Consider the following 16,154-nt stretch of genomic DNA (forward strand, 5'->3'; position numbering starts at 1 on the left):
TCCGTGCGCCTCCGGAAACGCTGACGCGGCCCGTACGCACCCGCTGAGCTGCGGGGTCGTACGGGCCGCGTCGGATCCGGCCACTACTTGCCGGTAACTACTTGTGCGCGAATTCACACAGTGCACGGAGGGGCGGATCCCGGCGGATCCGCCGGGGGTCAGACCGCCTGCGTCGCGTTGTCGACCGCGCCGCGCTTCTCGATCGCCTGCTGGTACAGCCGGCCCGCGCGGTACGAGGACCGCACCAGCGGGCCCGACATCACACCGGAGAAGCCGATCTCGTCGGCCTCCTCCTTCAGCTCCACGAACTCCTGCGGCTTCACCCAGCGCTCCACGGGGTGGTGCCGGACCGTCGGCCGCAGGTACTGGGTGATCGTGATCAGCTCGCAGCCGGCCTCGTGCAGCTGCTGGAGCGCCTCACTGATCTCCTCGCGGGTCTCGCCCATGCCGAGGATGAGGTTCGACTTCGTGACCAGACCGTAGTCACGGGCCTGCGTGATGACGTCGAGGGAACGCTCGTAGCGGAAGCCGGGGCGGATCCGCTTGAAGATCCGCGGCACCGTCTCGACGTTGTGCGCGAAGACCTCGGGGCGCGAGGCGAAGACCTCGGCGAGGAGCTCCGGCACGGCGTTGAAGTCGGGGGCGAGCAGCTCGACCTTCGTGCGGCCGTCGGCGCGGCCCGCCGTCTGCTCGTGGATCTGGCGCACGGTCTCCGCGTACAGCCAGGCGCCGCCGTCCTCCAGGTCGTCGCGCGCGACGCCGGTGATGGTGGCGTAGTTCAGGTCCATCGTGACGACCGACTCGCCGACACGACGGGGCTCGTCACGATCCAGCGCCTCGGGCTTGCCCGTGTCGATCTGGCAGAAGTCGCAGCGCCGCGTGCACTGGTCACCACCGATGAGGAAGGTGGCCTCGCGGTCCTCCCAGCACTCGAAGATGTTGGGACAGCCCGCCTCCTGGCAGACCGTGTGCAGGCCCTCCTTCTTCACGAGGCCCTGCATCTTCGTGTACTCGGGTCCCATCTTCGCCCGGGTCTTGATCCACTCGGGCTTGCGCTCGATGGGGGTCTGGGCGTTACGGACCTCCAGGCGCAGCATCTTGCGTCCGTCGGGTGCGACTGCGGACACGACCGGCTCCCTGTAGCTTCGATTCTTCGGCGCACACCAGGGTACGCCCGTTGTTCATGCGGTTTTGTTTACGCCTGGCCAACCTCTGGCCAGGACCCGGCATTCCCTAGGCGGAGACGGGTGCCGAGACGGGCTCGGGGGCGGCGTCGGGCGCGGGCTCGCGCTCGGGGATCTCGCGCGCCTTCAGTTCCGCGTTCTCCAGGATCTCCGTCAGGTGCCTCTCGATCACCGGAAGGACGTCCTCGATCGTGATGTCCCGGCCCAGCTCGTTCGCGAGGGAGGCGACGCCCGCGTCGCGGATGCCGCACGGGATGATCCGGTCGAACCAGGTGTTGTCCGGATTCACGTTCAGCGCGAAGCCGTGCATGGTGACGCCCTTGGCGACCCGGATCCCGATCGCCGCCAGCTTCCGGTCCTCGCGGCGCTGGCCGGCGTTGGACGGGGCGTACTCGGGACCGTTGAGGCGCGGGTCGAACTCCTCGTCGGTCAGCCGGGGGTCGAAGTCCAGGGAGAGCCCGCCGAACGCGGGGCGCTGCTCGACCGGGTCGCCGAGCACCCACACGCCGCTGCGGCCCTCGATCCGGGTGGTCTCCAGGCCGAACTCGGCGGCCGTGCGGATCAGCGCCTCCTCCAGCCGGCGGACGTGCGCGACGACGTCGACCGGGCGGGGCAGCTTCATGATCGGGTAGCCGACGAGCTGGCCCGGGCCGTGCCAGGTGATCTTGCCGCCCCGGTCCACGTCCACGACGGGCGTCCCGTCGAGGGGGCGCTCGCTCTCCGCGGTACGCCGGCCGGCCGTGTACACGGGCGGGTGCTCCAGGAGCAGGCACGTGTCCGGTATCTCGTCGGCGAACCGGGCGGCGTGCACCTCGCGCTGCTTGTCCCAGGCCACCTGGTACTCGACGGCGTCCTCGCCGAAGCCCAAGCGGACGAATCGCAGCTCACTCACGGCAGTGCCTCCTCGTGGATGCCGGGGCCGGCCGGGTACCGGGGATCGTCCCGGGGCCGGATCGGCTCCATGCGTCATTCGCGCCCATGCCACTGTACGGCGGCGCCGCGCGTCCCCGGCGGGCCGGTGGGGACGGGCGCCGACGCGGCGACGTTCCGTGATCGACCCTCCCCGGTCGGCTACGGAACGTGATGGCGCGCGGACCCGTCCCGCGGGGTTGTCGCGCGACAGCGGCAGGCGGCAACCCTCCCTCCCGTTCCTCACACGATCGGATGAATGTGGGGCGAAGGTGGCGGTAAGGGCGGTGAGGGCCGCTAAATTCACGCCGTTCCAGGAGGGTCCACACGAGGTTCCACCCGGGCCCGGAAGGCAGGAGACCGCACAGCTGATGACGGAACGACCTCCGCAGCGCATCCCGAACCGCCAGCTCGCCGCGCTCATCGCGGAAGCCGGCTTCTCCAACGCGGGCCTGGCCAGACGGGTCGACCAGCTCGGCCTGGAACACGGACTCGACCTGCGCTACGACAAGACGTCCGTGACCCGCTGGCTGCGCGGACAGCAGCCGCGGGGCACCACGCCGGCCCTCATCGCCGAGGTCTTCACCCGCCGCCTCGGCCGCCGCCTCTCCGCACAGGACCTCGGTCTCGACGCCTGCGCCCCCGTGTACGCGGGCCTGGAGTTCGCGGCCTCGCCCGAGGAGGCGGTCGACATCGTCAGCGGCCTGTGGCGCAAGGACTCAGGCAGCCACGCCGAACTACGGAAGATCGCGTTCACCCCGGCGGGCCTGGTCGTGCCCAGCCGGGACTGGCTCATCGGGCGCGCCGACGAGCGGGTGGCGCGGGGCGAGCCGGCGGCGCCGAACGGCAGGCTCGGCTCGGACGGCCGCCTGCTCGCGCCCGACCCGCGCGTCCCGCCGCAGAGCCGGCTCTCCGTCCCCCGGCAGCGCGGCACGGACCGGGGCCCCGGACAGCGGGTCTCCAGCGGCGACATCTCCGCCCTCCGCTCCGTCGGCGAACTCTTCCGCACCCTCGACCACGCCTACGGCGGCGGCCACGCCCGCCAGGCTCTCGTGCGCTACCTGGAGCACGAGGCCGAGCCGATGCTGCGCGGCACGTACGGGGAGTCCGTCGGGCGCCGCCTGTTCGCCGCGGCCGCCGACCTGACCCGGCTGGCCGGCTGGACCTCGTACGACATCGCCGCGCACGGACTCGCCCAGCGTTACTTCGTCCAGGCGCTGCGGCTCGCGCAGGCGGCGGGGGACCGGGCGTACGGCTCGTACGTCCTCATCACCATGAGCCGTCAGGCCGTCTACCTCGGCCACGGCCGCGAGGCCGTGCAGCTCGCCCGGGTCGCCCAGCAGGGCGTCGGCTCGGCCGCCCCGCCCGTCGTCCAGGCCCTGCTGCACTCCGTGGAGGCGCGCGGGCACAGCGTCCTCGGCGAGGCGCGGGCGACCGGTGCCGCCCTCGCCCGCGCCGAGCGGGCGCTCGAGGCCGCCAGGCCCGGGGACGACGTGCCGTACTGGGCGCGGCCCTTCGACGAGGCCCAGCTCGCCGACGAGTTCGGGCACTGCCACCGCGACCTCCAGCAGTACCGCGCCGCCGCCCAGCACGCCGAGCGCTCCCTCCAGCTCCGCGCCCCCGGCTTCGCCCGCAGCCGGCTGTTCTGCCGGGTGGTCCTCGCCTCCGCCCGCCTCGGCCTCGGCGAACTCGACCAGGCCTGCGCGCTCGGCGCGGAGGCGGCCCAGCAGGCCTCCGAGATGCGCTCCGCCCGCGCCCTGGAGTACGTTCGCGACTTCGAGCGCCGCCTGGAGCCGTACCGCGACGCGGCCGCGGTCCGTACCTACCGCGACCGCGTGGCGGCGATCGGCTGAGCCGCCCAGCCGCCCAGCCGCCCAGCCGCCCAGCCGCCCAGCCGCCCAGCCGCCCAGCAGTCCAGCCGTCCGCCGCCCCGCCCGTCAGGCGACCGCCTCCGCCGGGGCGCCCTGCGGGACCGGGATGCCCAGGTCGGTCAGGAGCGCGTGCGCCGCGCGGTGGGCGGAGGTGAGGGCGCCCTGCGGGGTGGACGTGTCGCGATGGTCGCCGCAGACGTAGAGGCCGGCGAGGAGCCGCACCGGGCGGCGCGGGTCGTGCGGCGGGGGCATCGCGGGGACCGCCTCGGGCGTGTGGTGGAGCGCGAGCAGCTCCCACTCGTCCGTCGACGTCCCGTACAGCGTCGCGAGGTGCTTGCGCACCCGGCGCTCCACGTCGTCGGGCGGCGCGCCCAGGACCGTCGAGGTGACCAGGACCCGGCCGTCGGGAGCCCGCGTGGGATCGACGGCGCTCATGACCGCCGAGTGCGCGACCGGGCCGCCGGAGTCGGACTCCAGGAGCAGCACCGGTTCCTGCGCGGGCGGCTCGGGGGCCGTGTGGTGCAGCACGGTCACCGCGTGGAAGGCGGGCAGCCGCAGCCCGGGCAGCAGCTCGGCCGCCGACCGCGCACCCGTCGCGAGGAGCACCGAACGGCAGCCGAACACCCCGTGCTCCGCCGTCTCGACCCGGTCGATCCCGACCTCCGTGACCCGCACCCCGGTCCGAACCGTGCCTTCGGGGAGCGCCGCCGCGAGCAGCTCGGGCAGGATCCCCGAGCCGCCCTCCGGCACGGAGAGCCGGCCCCGGGCGAACGCGCGCAGGGCCAGGTCGGCGTAGCGGCTGGACGTGCCCAGGTCCGGATCGCAGAGCAGGGCCGCGACGAGCGGCCGCAGCACCCCCTGGACCGTACGGCCGGGCAGCCGGGCCGTCAGGGCCTCGCGCGCGGTGCGCTCCTGACGCGTCGACAGACGCTGCACCGGGGTGGCCGCGAGCCGCGCCAGGGACGCGCCGAGGCGTGCCTGGTCCAGCGAGGCCGCCGGATTCCGGGGGGCGCTCGCGAGGGCGCGTGCCACCGTGTACGCGCCCCCGACGCGCCAGGGAGCGTGGGCGGACCCCCACCCGGCCCGCCGGGGCGCGTGCGGGGAGCCCCAACCCCGGCTGTGCGGCCCGCGTCGACGCGGATGCGGGAACGGTTCGCCGATCCGCAGGTACCGGCCGTCGCTGTGCACCAGCGCTCCCGGTGCGAACGGACGCAGCGTCACCCCGGCGAGTCCCCGGGTCCGGAGCAGCTCCGCGTACGAGGCCGTCAGCAGCGGCCCCACCCGGTCGAGACGGAAGCCGTCGACGTCGTCGGTGATCAGCCGGCCGCCCACCCGGGGCCCGGCCTCCAGGACCGTGACGCCGAGTCCGGCGCTGGTCAGCCGGTGCGCGGCCGCGAGCCCCGCGATCCCGGCCCCGACGATGACGACATCCGTGACGACATCCGTATGGCGTGCGGTACTGAGCACGTGCCCCTCCCCAGGTCGGCGCGGCGTGGTGGGAGGCCTATGCCCCCAACCGGCCCCCGGAATGCCCGCGTTCGCATTCAGGGCATGCCAGCCTCGGGCAGCCCCGCCCGGCCGCGCCAGCGGCGCGCGCGGGGGTGCACGGAGCACGGGGTCGCACCGACGGCCGTCAGGCCGCCGCCGGGGCCGCACCGGGCACGGTCAGGCCGCCACCGGGGCCCGTCCCGGCCGCCGTCAGGCCGCCGCCCGGATCGACTCGTCGATCGTCGGGAAGGCGAAGGCGAAGCCCGACTCCAACAGGCGGCTCGGCAGCACCCGCTGACTGCCCAGCACGTCCACGGCGAACTCCCCGAGCGCCAGGCGCAGCGCGGGCGCGGGCACGGCGAAGACCGCCGGGCGGCGCAGGACCCGGCCCATCGCCGCCGTCACCTCCCGGTTGGTGACCGGTTCGGGGGCCGTCAGGTTCACCGGCCCCGCGAGGGACTCGGTGTCGATCAGGTGCCGCAGGGCCGCGACCTCGTCGTGCAGCGAGATGAAGCTCCAGTACTGCCGGCCGTCGCCCATCCGCCCGCCCACCCCGGCGCGGAACACCGGGAAGAGCCGCCCCCACGCGCCGCCCTCGGCGGCCACCACGAGACCCGTGCGGGCGTAGGCGACCCGGATGCCGGCCTCCTCGGCCGGGGCCGCGGCCGCCTCCCACTCCACGCACACCGAGGGCAGGAAGCCCTCGCCCGCGGGCGCGCTCTCGTCGACGGCGCGCGAGCCGGTGTCGCCGTAGTAGCCCAGGGCCGTACCGCACACCAGGACCTTCGGCGGCTCGGCGAGGGAGGCGAGGGCCTGCGCGATCGCCCGCGTACCGAGCACACGGCTGTCGCGGATCTCCTTCTTGTACGCCTCGCTCCAGCGGCGCTCGCCGACGCCCGCGCCCGCCAGGTGCACGACCGCGTCGACACCGACGAGCCCGGCCGCGTCCACGTACAGCCGGGCGGGGTCCCACTCGACCTCGTCGGCGGTCCGGGCGGGACGGCGCACGAGACGGGAGACCTGGTGGCCGTCGGCGCGCAGGGAGCGCACCAGGGCGGAGCCGATGAGTCCGGAGGCGCCGGTGACGGCGATGCGGGAGCGTTCCATGCGCCCATCCTGCCCTTCCGGGGCCCCGCGTGGCACAGTGGCCGCCATGATCATGCCGGAGACGCGCATACGCATGGCCGTTCCCGCCGACGAGGCCGCCCTCGGGGAGCTGGACCGGGCCACCTGGTCGCCCCTGCACGCGGTGCAGCCCGCGCCGGAACCCCCGTACCGGCCGTTCTTCGACGAGCGCCATCTGCCGGAGGACTATCTGGTGGCGGAGGAGGTGGGGGACGCTCGGGGGCGTCCGGCAGGCGCCGGCGCCGTCATCGGCTATCTGCGGCTCGTCCCGGCCACCCCGCTCGCCTGCAACCGGCACGTCCGCCAGATCCAGGGCCTCGCCGTGGCCGAGAGCGCGCGGGGCCGGGGTGTGGCCCGCGCGCTGCTGCGCGCCGCGTGTGCGGAGGCCCGCCGCCAGGGCGCCCGCCGGATCACCCTGCGGGTCCTCGGCCACAACGCCCCGGCCCGCGCGCTCTACGCGTCCGAGGGCTTCGCCGTCGAGGGCGTCCTGCCCGGCGAGTTCTTCCTGGACGGGGCGTACGTGGACGACGTCCTGATGGGCCGCTCGCTCACGCAGTAGCGCCGGGGGGCGTCAGCGGCCCCATGCCGCCCATCAGTTCGCGCAGGCAGCGCACCGCCAGCTCGGCCGGGGCGCCCTCGCCGCGCACCGGCGCGTCCGTCTCCGCCCAGGCCTCCAGGGCCACCCGGATCGCGTCCGTGGCCGCCGCCGCGGCGAGCCGTACCTCCAGCGGGTCCGCGTCGGGGCCCGCGAGCCCGGCCACCACGGTGAGCAGCTTCTCCTCCGACTCCTGGTTGACCCGGTACCAGACCGCCCGCAGGGCCGGGTCCTCGGCCGCAGCCCGCAGCAGCCCGCGCGTCCAGCGCAGCCCCTCGGCCGCCTCCTCGTCCGCCCCCGCGAGCGCCTCCGCGATCGACCGCTCCAGGGCGGTCGGCACGGTCGCGCCGGGCTCCGCCGCCGCGAGCGACTCCCGCCAGCGGTCCGCGCCACCCGCGAGGAGCGGGGCGACGGCGTCCTGCTTGGAGCGGAAGTAGCGGTAGAAGGTGCGCAGCGCGACCCCGGCGCGCAGCGCGATGTCCTCCGCCGTCGTGCCGTCGGGTCCGCGCTCGGTGAAGAGTTCGGCGGCGGCGCGCGCGATGTCGAGCTGGGTGGCCGCCTTGCGGCGCTCGGTCAGGGAGGCGGGCCTGGTGCTGGGCCTGGCGGCGGGCTGGGTGCTCACCGTACGAGGGTACGCCCCACCCCTGCCGACCTTGCATTTCATGCAACTGTGGCAAAACGTGCCACCTAGGCGTACGGTGTGCTCTGCATCAAGCATCAGGGCATCAAGAGACTCGTCGTCGAGAGGTCGGACAGGACATGAACCGCTACGAAGGACGCCGCGCACTGGTTACCGGTGGCGGCTCGGGCATCGGCCAGGCCACCGTGCTGCGCATGCTCGCCGAGGGCGGCCGTGTCGCCGCCGCCGACATCAGCGAGGACGGTCTCAAGGACACCGTCGCCAAGGCCGGCGCCGCCGCCGACCGCCTCACCACGGTCGTCGTGAACGTCGCCGACGAGACCTCCGTCCGCGAGGGCGTCACCGCCGCCGTCATCGCCCTCGGCGGCCTGGACGTGCTGGTCAACGCGGCCGGCATCCTGCGCTCGTCGCACACCCACGAGACCACGCTCGACTCCTTCGAGCAGGTCGTCCGGATCAACCTGACCGGCACGTTCCTGATGATCCGCGAGGCGATCCCGGCCCTCCTGGCCGGCGAGGGCTCCGCCGTCGTGAACTTCTCCTCCACCTCGGCGCAGTTCGCCCACCCGTACATGGCCGCCTACGCGGCCAGCAAGGGCGGCATCCAGTCCATGACCCACGCGCTCGCCGCCGAGTACGCCAAGCAGGGCATCCGCTTCACCGCCGTCCAGCCCGGCTCGATCTCCTCCGGCATGACCGACGGCACCGGCGCCAGCCGGCAGAGCGTCGGCCCCGGCCTGCCCGAGGACGCCGACCTGTCCCTCTTCATGAAGCTCGCCCCGGCCATCGGCCAGGGCTTCGCCGGACCGGAGACGGTCGCGGGCGTCGTCGCGATGCTCGCGAGCGAGGACGGGAAGTTCATCACCGGCACCGAGGTCCGCATCGACGGCGGCACGCACTTCTAGGACGCCAAGGACCGGTACGGACCCGGGGAGGGACGGCCCCCGGGTCCGTACCTTTTCAGCCGGTCGCTCAGCCGAGCTGTACCGCGCCGAAGCGCTCCCACAGGCGCGGGTAGCGGGCCGCGAGCGCCGCGTCGTCCGCCAGGTCGAAGGCCACGCCCTCCGGCTCCGCAGGCTGGGGCGGAATCCCCAGGTCGGGCGCCTCGATCCCGGTCAGCTGCTCGTACGCCTCGTCGGCGGCGAAACCCAGCTCCTCGCCGTCCCCGTCGATCTCCTCGTCGAAGTCGTCGAGCAGCTCGGCGAGGGCGTCCGGGTCGTGCACCGCGCCCTCGAAGACCTCCCGGCCCTGGCCGATGAGCCAGCAGCGGAAGTAGTCGAAGGCGTCGTCGCCGGCCCCGTCGAGCAGCACCGCAGCCGCGCCCCACAGATCCCAGCGGTAGGCGCGGTTGTACCGGGCCTCGAAATGGCGGGCGAAGTCGAGCACGGAGTCGGGGTCGAGCTGCAGCAGCCGCTCGACGAGCAGGTCGGCGTGTTCCTCCGGGTCGCCCTCGGCGGCCTCGCGGGTCGAGTCGACGATCTCCCAGAACTCCGTTTCGTCCATCACGGCATCCAGCATCGACCGTGGGGGAGGGCGGCGCACCCGGAAACAGCCAAAATCAAATCGGACAGGAGATGTCGTACTTTCCTGTCACGCTCCCTCCATGGAGACATCCAAGGAGACCGGGACCAAGCCGCTGAGCGGCAGGATCGCACTCGTCGCGGGCGCCACACGGGGCGCCGGGCGGGCCATCGCCGTACAGCTGGGCGCCGCCGGCGCCACCGTGTACGTGACCGGGCGCACCACCCGGGAGCGGGTCAGCGAGGTCGGCCGTGCGACGGAGACCATCGAGGAGACGGCCGAGCTGGTGACGGCGGCCGGCGGTGAGGGCGTCGCGGTGCCGACGGACCACCTGGAGACCGACCAGGTGGAGGCGCTGGTCGCGCGGATCGACGCGGAGCGGGGCCGGCTCGACGTCCTCGTCAACGACGTGTGGGGCGGGGAGCACCTGCTCAAGTTCGGCAAGAAGATCTGGGAGACCGATCTGACCGACGGACTGCGGATGATGGAGCTCGGCGTGCGGACGCACGCCATCACCTCCCGCCTCGCGCTGCCGCTGCTGATCCGCCACCCGGGCGGACTCGTCGTCGAGATGACCGACGGCACCGCCGAGTGGAACACGCGGTTCCGGGAGAACTTCTTCTACGACCTCACCAAGAACGCCCCGATCCGGATGGCCTTCGCGCTCGCCCACGACCTGAAGGACGTCGGCGCCACCGCGGTCTGCCTCACGCCCGGCTGGCTCCGCTCCGAGCAGATGCTGGCCGCCTTCGGGGTGACGGAGGACAACTGGCGGGACGCGATCGAGAAGGTCCCCGGCTTCGAGATCGCCGAGTCCCCGGTCTACGTCGGCCGTGCCGTCGCCGCCCTGGCCGCCGACCCCGACCGGGCCCGCTGGACCGGCCAGTCGCTCTCCAGCGGGCAGCTCGCCAAGGTCTACGGCTTCACCGACGCGGACGGCTCCCAGCCGGACGCCTGGGGCTACATGCTCGCGGGCGAGGTGGGCGACAAGCCGGACGTGGCCGACTACCGCTAGCCGTCGCCGTCGTCGTCGCCGTACAGCTCCGCGAGGCCCCGCGCCGCCGCCGCGAAACGGGCCCGGAGCGACTCCGGGCCCAGCACCTCCACCTCCGGGCCGAGCGCGAGCAGCTGGCTGAAGGCGACGTCCTCGGCCTCCACGAGGAGCGTCGCCGTCAGCCGGCCCGCCCCGTCCTCCGTACCGCCCGCCAGCGCCTCCTCGGCCGCCGCGCGGTCCGTCACGTACGGCAGACGGCGCGCGCCCGCCTCCGAGAGCCGCAGCACGACCTCGGCGCGCAGGATCGAGCGGGCGAACTCCGCCGCCCGCTCCGCCCAGAAGGCGGGCAGGTCGAACTCCTCGTCCCGTACGAACCGCTCCTCGCCCAGCGCGACCGCCGTGAACCGGTCCACCCGGTAGGTGCGGAACGCCGTCCCGGCACGCGCGCACAGGTACCAGACGCCCGCCTTGAGCACGAGGCCGTACGGCGCCAGCTCGCGGTCCACCTCGCCGTCCCCGCGGCGGTAGCGGGCGGAGAGCATCCGGTCGTCCCAGACCGCCTCCGCGATCGGCGGCAGCAACTCCGGGGTCTCCGGCTCCTGGTACCAGCCGGGAGCGTCGAGCAGGAAGCGCTGCGCCGCCGACTCCGGGGCGTCGCGCAGCGAGGGCAGCAGCGCCGCCGACACCTTCAGCCGGGCCGCCGAGGCGGCGTCCTCCAGGCCCATGTCCCGCAGGGCGCCCGGCAGACCGGACAGGAACAGGGCCTCTGCCTCACCACGCGCGAGCCCCGTGAGCCGCGTGCGGTACCCGCCGATCAGCCGGTAGCCACCCGCCCTGCCCCGGTCCGCATACACCGGAACCCCCGCCTCCGAGAGGGCGAGGGCATCGCGGGTGATGGTCCTTTCGGACACCTCCAGCTCCTCCGCCAGCTCGGCCGCCGTCATCGAGGGCCGGGACTGGAGGAGCAGCACCATCTTGATAAGCCGAGCGGCACGCATGAACCCATCATGCGTGCCGCCACTGACAAGCCGGGGGACGAACCCCGGGCCTCCTACAGGCCGTAGCGCTCGCGCGCCTCCTTCACGGCCGAGGCCGGGACCTCGCCGCGGCGGGCGAGCTGGGCCAGGGCCGCGACGACGATCGACTGCGCGTCGACACCGAAGTGGCGGCGGGCCGCGTCACGGGTGTCCGACAGACCGAAGCCGTCCGCACCGAGCGAGGACCAGTCCTGCTCGACCCACTGCGCGATCTGGTCGGGGACCTGACGCATGTAGTCGGAGACGGCCAGGACCGGGGAGTCCACGCCCTCCAGCGCCTTGCGGATGAACGGCACCTGCTCCTCGCCGCGCAGCAGCGCCGCGTCGGCCGCCAGCGCGTCGCGCCGCAGCTCGGTCCAGGAGGTGGCGGACCACACGTCGGCGCCCACGCCCCACTCGGCGGCGAGCAGCTTCTGCGCCTCAAGGGCCCAGTGGATGGCCGTACCGGAGGAGAGCAGCTGGATCCGCGCGGCGTTCGCCGGCAGGTCCAGGCCGGCCGACTCCGCGGTGTTGAAGCGGTACAGGCCCTTGATGATGCCCTCGTCGACCCCGGCCGGCTTGGCCGGCTGCGGCATCGGCTCGTTGTAGACCGTGAGGTAGTAGAAGACGTCCTGGTCCTCGCCCTCGGCGGCCTCGCCGTACATCCGGCGCAGACCCTCCTTGACGATCGCCGCGACCTCGTAGGCGAACGCCGGGTCGTACGTCAGGGCGGCCGGGTTGGTGGCCGCGATGACCGGGGAGTGCCCGTCGGCGTGCTGGAGACCCTCACCGGTCAGGGTGGTGCGGCCGGCGGTCGCGCCGACGAGGAAGCCACGGCCGAGCTGGTCGCCGAGCTGCCACATCTGGTCGGCGGTGCGCTGCCAGCCGAACATCGAGTAGAAGATGTAGAAGGGGATCATCGCCTCGCCGTGCGTGGAGTACGCGCTGGAGGCGGCGATGAAGTCGGCCATGGACCCGGCCTCGGTGATCCCCTCGTTGAGGATCTGGCCGTTGACGGCCTCCTTGTAGTACATCAGCTGGTCGCGGTCGACCGGCTCGTACGTCTGGCCCTTCGGCGAGTAGATGCCGAGCGACGGGAACAGCGACTCCATACCGAAGGTACGGGCCTCGTCCGGGACGATCGGGACCCAGCGCTTGCCGGTCTCCTTGTCGCGGACCAGGTCCTTCACCAGCCGGACGAAGGCCATCGTCGTCGCGACCGACTGCGAGCCGGAGCCCTTGTCGAAGGCGGCGAAGGTCTTCTCGGCCGGCGCCGGCAGCGGGGCCAGCGGCTGGACGCGACGGGCCGGGGCCGGACCGCCGAGCGCCGCGCGGCGCTCCTGGAGGTAGCGGACCTCGGCGGAGTCGGCGCCGGGGTGGCCGTAGGGGACCACGCCGTCGACGAACTGGGCGTCGGAGATCGGCAGGTCGAGCAGGTCACGCATGGCCTTGAACTCGTCCGTGCTGAGCTTCTTCATCTGGTGGTTCGCGTTCTTGGACGCGAAGCCCTCACCGAGGGTGAAGCCCTTCACGGTCTGCGCGAGGATCACCGTCGGCGCGCCCTTGAACTCCAGGGCGGCCCTGTACGCGGCGTAGACCTTGCGCGGCTCGTGGCCACCGCGGGAGAGGTGGAAGCACTCCAGGATCTTGTCGTCGCTCAGCAGCTGCCCCATCGCGACGAGCGCGGGGTCGGAGCCGAAGAAGTCCTGGCGGATGTAGGCGGCGTCGCGGGTCTGGTACGTCTGGACCTGCGCGTCCGGGACCTCGCGGAGGCGGCGGACGAGGGCGCCGTTGGTGTCGAGCGCGAACAGCTCGTCCCAGGCGTTGCCCCACAGCGACTTCACGACGTTCCAGCCGGCGCCGCGGAACTGGGCCTCCAGCTCCTGCACGATCTTGAAGTTGGCGCGGACCGGGCCGTCGAGGCGCTGCAGGTTGCAGTTGATGACGAAGGTCAGGTTGTCCAGACCCTCGCGGGCGGCGAGTGCGAGGGCCGCCGTCGACTCGGGCTCGTCCATCTCGCCGTCACCGAGGAACGCCCACACGTGCGAGGACGAGACGTCCTTGATGCCGCGGTTGGTGAGGTACCGGTTGAAGCGCGCCTGGTAGATGGCGGAGAGCGGGCCCAGACCCATGGAGACGGTCGGGAACTCCCACAGCCAGGGCAGCCGGCGCGGGTGCGGGTAGGAGGGCAGGCCGTTGCCGCCGGACTCCTGCCGGAAGTTGTCGAGGTGCGCCTCGGTGAGGCGGCCGTCGAGGAAGGCGCGGGCGTAGATGCCGGGGGAGGCGTGGCCCTGGATGTAGAGCTGGTCGCCGGAACCGGCGGCGTCGCCGGACTCCTTGCCCTTGAAGAAGTGGTTGAAGCCGGTCTCGTAGAGCCAGGCCGCGGAGGCGAAGGTGGCGATGTGGCCGCCGACGCCGTGCTTGGCACCGCGCGTCACCATGGCGGCGGCGTTCCAGCGGTTCCAGGCGGTGATCCTGCGCTCCATCTCCTCGTCGCCGTCGATGACCGGCTCGGCGGAGGTGGGGATGGTGTTGACGTAGTCCGTCTCCAGCAGCTTGGGCAGGGCGAGGCCCGCGCCCTCGGCGTGCTGGAGCGTGCGGCGCATCAGGTAGGCGGCCCGGTGGGGGCCGGCGGCCTTGGTGACGGCATCCAGGGAGGCCGCCCACTCGGCGGTCTCCTCGGTGTCACGGTCCGGGAGCTGGTCGAGCTCGCTCGGAATCTTGCCTACGGGATCGGTCATGATCGCCGCCTTCCGGACAGATGGGGGTGGAGAAGGGGTGCCTTGTCTGGCAGGACAGGGCGAAGGGCCGGGTAGCGGCCCGCCGAAGACTGTAAGCCGCCGATCGATGATCGATCAAAGTGTTGAAGGGAAAAACTTCCCTCGAACGCGAAAGTCGGCACAGGGTGCCGCGAAAACGGGCACCGGGTGCCTTGTTTTCCCAGGTGGGGCAGCGGATGAGAGGTGCTTCGCACGAATGAGCGGACCTCGTACAGGGGTCCGCTCATTCGTGGAGGCCGTTCGTGCGGGGGCGATGTCACGCCCTCGGGGCGCAGCCCAGGACGTGGGCCTTCACCAGGGCGCCGATGTTCGGGTCGCCCCGGCGGAAGGCCTCCACGAGGTCCTGGTGCTCCTCCGCGTACGACTTCTGGACCGTGCCCAGCCAGCGGATCGACAGCGCCGTGAAGACCTCGATGCCCAGGCCCTCCCAGGTGTGCAGCAGCACGCTGTTCCCGGCCGCCTTCACCAGCTCGCGGTGGAAGCCCACCGTGTGCCGCACCTGTGCCGTGCCGTCCGCCGCCCGGTCCGCGTCGTACAGGGCCGCCACGTGCGGCTCAAGGGCCGAGCAGTCGGCCTGGAGACGCTGTGCCGCCAGCTCCGCCGCGATCTGCTCCAGACCGGCCCGGACCGGGTAGCTCTCCTCCAGGTCGGCCGCCGTCAGGTTCCTGACCCGTACGCCCTTGTTGGGGGAGGACTCGATCAGCCGCAGCGACTCCAGCTCGCGCAGCGCCTCGCGCACCGGGGTCTGACTGACCTCCAGCTCGGTCGCGATCCGGCGCTCCACGATCCGCTCACCCGGCTTCCAGCGTCCGCTGACGATGCCCTCCACGATGTGCTCGCGGATCTGTTCGCGCAGCGAGTGGACGACGGGGACGCTCATGAAGCCCCTCCTTAAGGGACGCGTTGACACTCAAGACAATACGGCGGCGCCCCCGCCCGGAAACACTTCCGGGCGGGGGCGCCGCAGGTGAGGCTTGTTACGTTGCCAAGCCCAGGTGAGGTCTACAGCCCGAGGTCGACCTCGAACTCGCCGGCCTCCAGGATCGCCTTGACGGCCGTCAGGTAGCGGGCCGCGTCGGCGCCGTCCACCAGGCGGTGGTCGTAGGAGAGCGTCAGGTACGTCATGTCGCGGACGCCGATGACGGTGCCCTCGGGGGTCTCGATGACCGCCGGACGCTTGACCGTGGCACCGATGCCCAGGATGGCGACCTGGTTCGGCGGCACGATGATCGTGTCGAACAGCGCACCGCGCGAACCGGTGTTGCTGATGGTGAAGGTCGCACCGGCCAGCTCGTCCGGGGTGATCTTGTTGCCGCGGACCTTGCCGGCCAGGTCGGCCGTGGCCTTGGAGATACCGGCGATGTTCAGGTCGCCCGCACCCTTGATGACCGGCGTCATCAGACCCTTCTCGGAGTCCACGGCGATGCCGATGTTCTCCGAGTCGAAGTACGTGATGGTGCCCTCGTCCTCGTTGATCCGGGCGTTGATGACCGGGTGGGCCTTCAGCGCCTGGGCCGCCGCCTTGACGAAGAACGGCATCGGGGACAGCTTGACGCCCTCACGGGCGGCGAACGCGTCCTTGGCACGGGCGCGCAGCTTCATCAGCTTGGTGATGTCGACCTCGACGACCGAGGACAGCTGGGCCTGGCCGTGCAGCGCCTTCATCATGTTGTCGCCGATGACCTTGCGCATGCGGGTCATCTTGACGGTCTGACCGCGCAGCGGGGAGACCTCCAGGGCCGGGGCCTTCGGCGCGGCGGCGGCCGGGGCGGCGGCAGCGGCGACGGGGGCCGGGGCGGCCTTCTTGGCCTCGGCGGCCGCGAGGACGTCCTGCTTGCGGATACGGCCGCCGACGCCGGTGCCCTTGACGGATGCCAGGTCGATGCCGTTCTCCGAGGCCAGCTTGCGGACCAGCGGCGTCACGTAGGCGCCGTCGTCCACCGGCTGGGCGGCCACGGGGGCCGGCGCGGCCGGGGCGACCGGAGCCGGGGCGGCGGGCGCGGCCGGAGCCGGGGCGGCGACCGGGGCGGC

The 16,154-nt window shown here is 73.0% G+C and carries 14 protein-coding genes; 4 read left to right on the forward strand and 10 right to left on the reverse strand.

Annotated features, from left to right (window positions below):
* Positions 1-158: 158 nt before the first annotated feature.
* Together lipA and lipB are read right to left on the reverse strand one after the other, a co-directional pair.
* The gene (gene lipA, locus AB0E14_RS28780; protein WP_362424345.1) at positions 159-1,127 is read right to left on the reverse strand and encodes a lipoyl synthase; all 969 of its coding nucleotides are present in this window, start codon (positions 1,125-1,127) and stop codon (positions 159-161) included.
* A gap of 106 nt (positions 1,128-1,233) precedes the next feature.
* Positions 1,234-2,076, reverse strand: a complete 843-nt coding sequence (gene lipB, locus AB0E14_RS28785; protein ID WP_362424348.1) for a lipoyl(octanoyl) transferase LipB — start codon at positions 2,074-2,076, stop codon at positions 1,234-1,236.
* Between the two features lie 388 nt (positions 2,077-2,464).
* Here lipB and AB0E14_RS28790 point away from each other — a divergent pair, with 388 nt between their 5' ends.
* Positions 2,465-3,946: a regulator gene (locus AB0E14_RS28790; RefSeq protein ID WP_362424351.1), complete on the forward strand. Its 1,482-nt coding sequence runs from the start codon at positions 2,465-2,467 to the stop codon at positions 3,944-3,946.
* A gap of 84 nt (positions 3,947-4,030) precedes the next feature.
* Here the strand turns inward: AB0E14_RS28790 and AB0E14_RS28795 are convergent, their stop codons facing one another.
* On the reverse strand, positions 4,031-5,431 hold the full coding sequence (locus AB0E14_RS28795; protein ID WP_362424354.1) for an NAD(P)/FAD-dependent oxidoreductase: 1,401 nt from the start codon (positions 5,429-5,431) through the stop codon (positions 4,031-4,033).
* Positions 5,432-5,662: 231 nt separating this feature from the next.
* Positions 5,663-6,559 (reverse strand): TIGR01777 family oxidoreductase, encoded by an 897-nt coding sequence (locus AB0E14_RS28800; protein ID WP_362424357.1) that lies wholly within the window; start codon positions 6,557-6,559, stop codon positions 5,663-5,665.
* 52 nt (positions 6,560-6,611) lie between these two features.
* Here AB0E14_RS28800 and AB0E14_RS28805 point away from each other — a divergent pair, with 52 nt between their 5' ends.
* Positions 6,612-7,136, forward strand: coding sequence for a GNAT family N-acetyltransferase (locus tag AB0E14_RS28805; RefSeq protein WP_362424387.1), 525 nt, complete (start codon positions 6,612-6,614; stop codon positions 7,134-7,136).
* Here AB0E14_RS28805 and AB0E14_RS28810 read toward each other — a convergent pair.
* A complete protein-coding gene (locus tag AB0E14_RS28810) occupies positions 7,126-7,794 on the reverse strand; it encodes a TetR family transcriptional regulator (protein ID WP_362424360.1) in 669 nt (222 codons plus the stop codon). The genes AB0E14_RS28805 and AB0E14_RS28810 overlap by 11 nt on opposite strands.
* Positions 7,795-7,931: 137 nt before the next feature.
* Here AB0E14_RS28810 and AB0E14_RS28815 point away from each other — a divergent pair, with 137 nt between their 5' ends.
* On the forward strand, positions 7,932-8,717 hold the full coding sequence (locus AB0E14_RS28815) for an SDR family oxidoreductase (protein WP_362424363.1): 786 nt from the start codon (positions 7,932-7,934) through the stop codon (positions 8,715-8,717).
* Positions 8,718-8,784: 67 nt separating this feature from the next.
* Here AB0E14_RS28815 and AB0E14_RS28820 read toward each other — a convergent pair whose 3' ends face one another.
* On the reverse strand, positions 8,785-9,315 hold the full coding sequence (locus AB0E14_RS28820) for a DUF4240 domain-containing protein (RefSeq protein WP_362424390.1): 531 nt from the start codon (positions 9,313-9,315) through the stop codon (positions 8,785-8,787).
* A 100-nt stretch (positions 9,316-9,415) separates the two neighbouring features.
* On the opposite strand from AB0E14_RS28820, the gene AB0E14_RS28825 reads away from it, so the two are divergent.
* Positions 9,416-10,348: an SDR family oxidoreductase gene (locus AB0E14_RS28825; protein WP_362424366.1), complete on the forward strand. Its 933-nt coding sequence runs from the start codon at positions 9,416-9,418 to the stop codon at positions 10,346-10,348.
* Here the strand turns inward: AB0E14_RS28825 and AB0E14_RS28830 are convergent.
* The 4 genes from AB0E14_RS28830 to sucB form a co-directional block, all read right to left on the reverse strand.
* Positions 10,345-11,325 (reverse strand): WYL domain-containing protein, encoded by a 981-nt coding sequence (locus tag AB0E14_RS28830; protein WP_362424369.1) that lies wholly within the window; start codon positions 11,323-11,325, stop codon positions 10,345-10,347. The two genes, AB0E14_RS28825 and AB0E14_RS28830, sit on opposite strands and share 4 nt — an antisense overlap.
* A 53-nt stretch (positions 11,326-11,378) precedes the next feature.
* Complete coding sequence (gene aceE / locus AB0E14_RS28835; protein WP_362424372.1) at positions 11,379-14,084, reverse strand: pyruvate dehydrogenase (acetyl-transferring), homodimeric type; 2,706 nt, start codon at positions 14,082-14,084, stop codon at positions 11,379-11,381.
* Positions 14,085-14,379: 295 nt separating this feature from the next.
* On the reverse strand, positions 14,380-15,003 hold the full coding sequence (locus tag AB0E14_RS28840; RefSeq protein ID WP_362424375.1) for a GntR family transcriptional regulator: 624 nt from the start codon (positions 15,001-15,003) through the stop codon (positions 14,380-14,382).
* Positions 15,004-15,125: 122 nt separating this feature from the next.
* Positions 15,126-16,154, reverse strand: a 1,029-nt coding sequence (sucB, locus tag AB0E14_RS28845) for a 2-oxoglutarate dehydrogenase, E2 component, dihydrolipoamide succinyltransferase (RefSeq protein WP_362424378.1), incomplete at its 5' end; no start/stop codon positions are given.

This window comes from Streptomyces sp. NPDC047981, from assembly GCF_040653315.1.
GTDB lineage: Bacteria > Actinomycetota > Actinomycetes > Streptomycetales > Streptomycetaceae > Streptomyces.

Coding starts and splice junctions, on each gene's coding strand:
- AB0E14_RS28815 (WP_362424363.1), top strand. CDS start 7,932: ATGAACCGCTACGAAGGACGCCGCGCACTGGTTACCGGTGGCGGCTCG.
- AB0E14_RS28840 (WP_362424375.1), bottom strand. CDS start 15,003: ATGAGCGTCCCCGTCGTCCACTCGCTGCGCGAACAGATCCGCGAGCAC.
- AB0E14_RS28790 (WP_362424351.1), top strand. CDS start 2,465: ATGACGGAACGACCTCCGCAGCGCATCCCGAACCGCCAGCTCGCCGCG.
- AB0E14_RS28830 (WP_362424369.1), bottom strand. CDS start 11,325: ATGCGTGCCGCTCGGCTTATCAAGATGGTGCTGCTCCTCCAGTCCCGG.
- AB0E14_RS28825 (WP_362424366.1), top strand. CDS start 9,416: ATGGAGACATCCAAGGAGACCGGGACCAAGCCGCTGAGCGGCAGGATC.
- AB0E14_RS28805 (WP_362424387.1), top strand. CDS start 6,612: ATGCCGGAGACGCGCATACGCATGGCCGTTCCCGCCGACGAGGCCGCC.
- AB0E14_RS28800 (WP_362424357.1), bottom strand. CDS start 6,559: ATGGAACGCTCCCGCATCGCCGTCACCGGCGCCTCCGGACTCATCGGC.
- AB0E14_RS28820 (WP_362424390.1), bottom strand. CDS start 9,315: ATGGACGAAACGGAGTTCTGGGAGATCGTCGACTCGACCCGCGAGGCC.
- aceE (WP_362424372.1), bottom strand. CDS start 14,084: ATGACCGATCCCGTAGGCAAGATTCCGAGCGAGCTCGACCAGCTCCCG.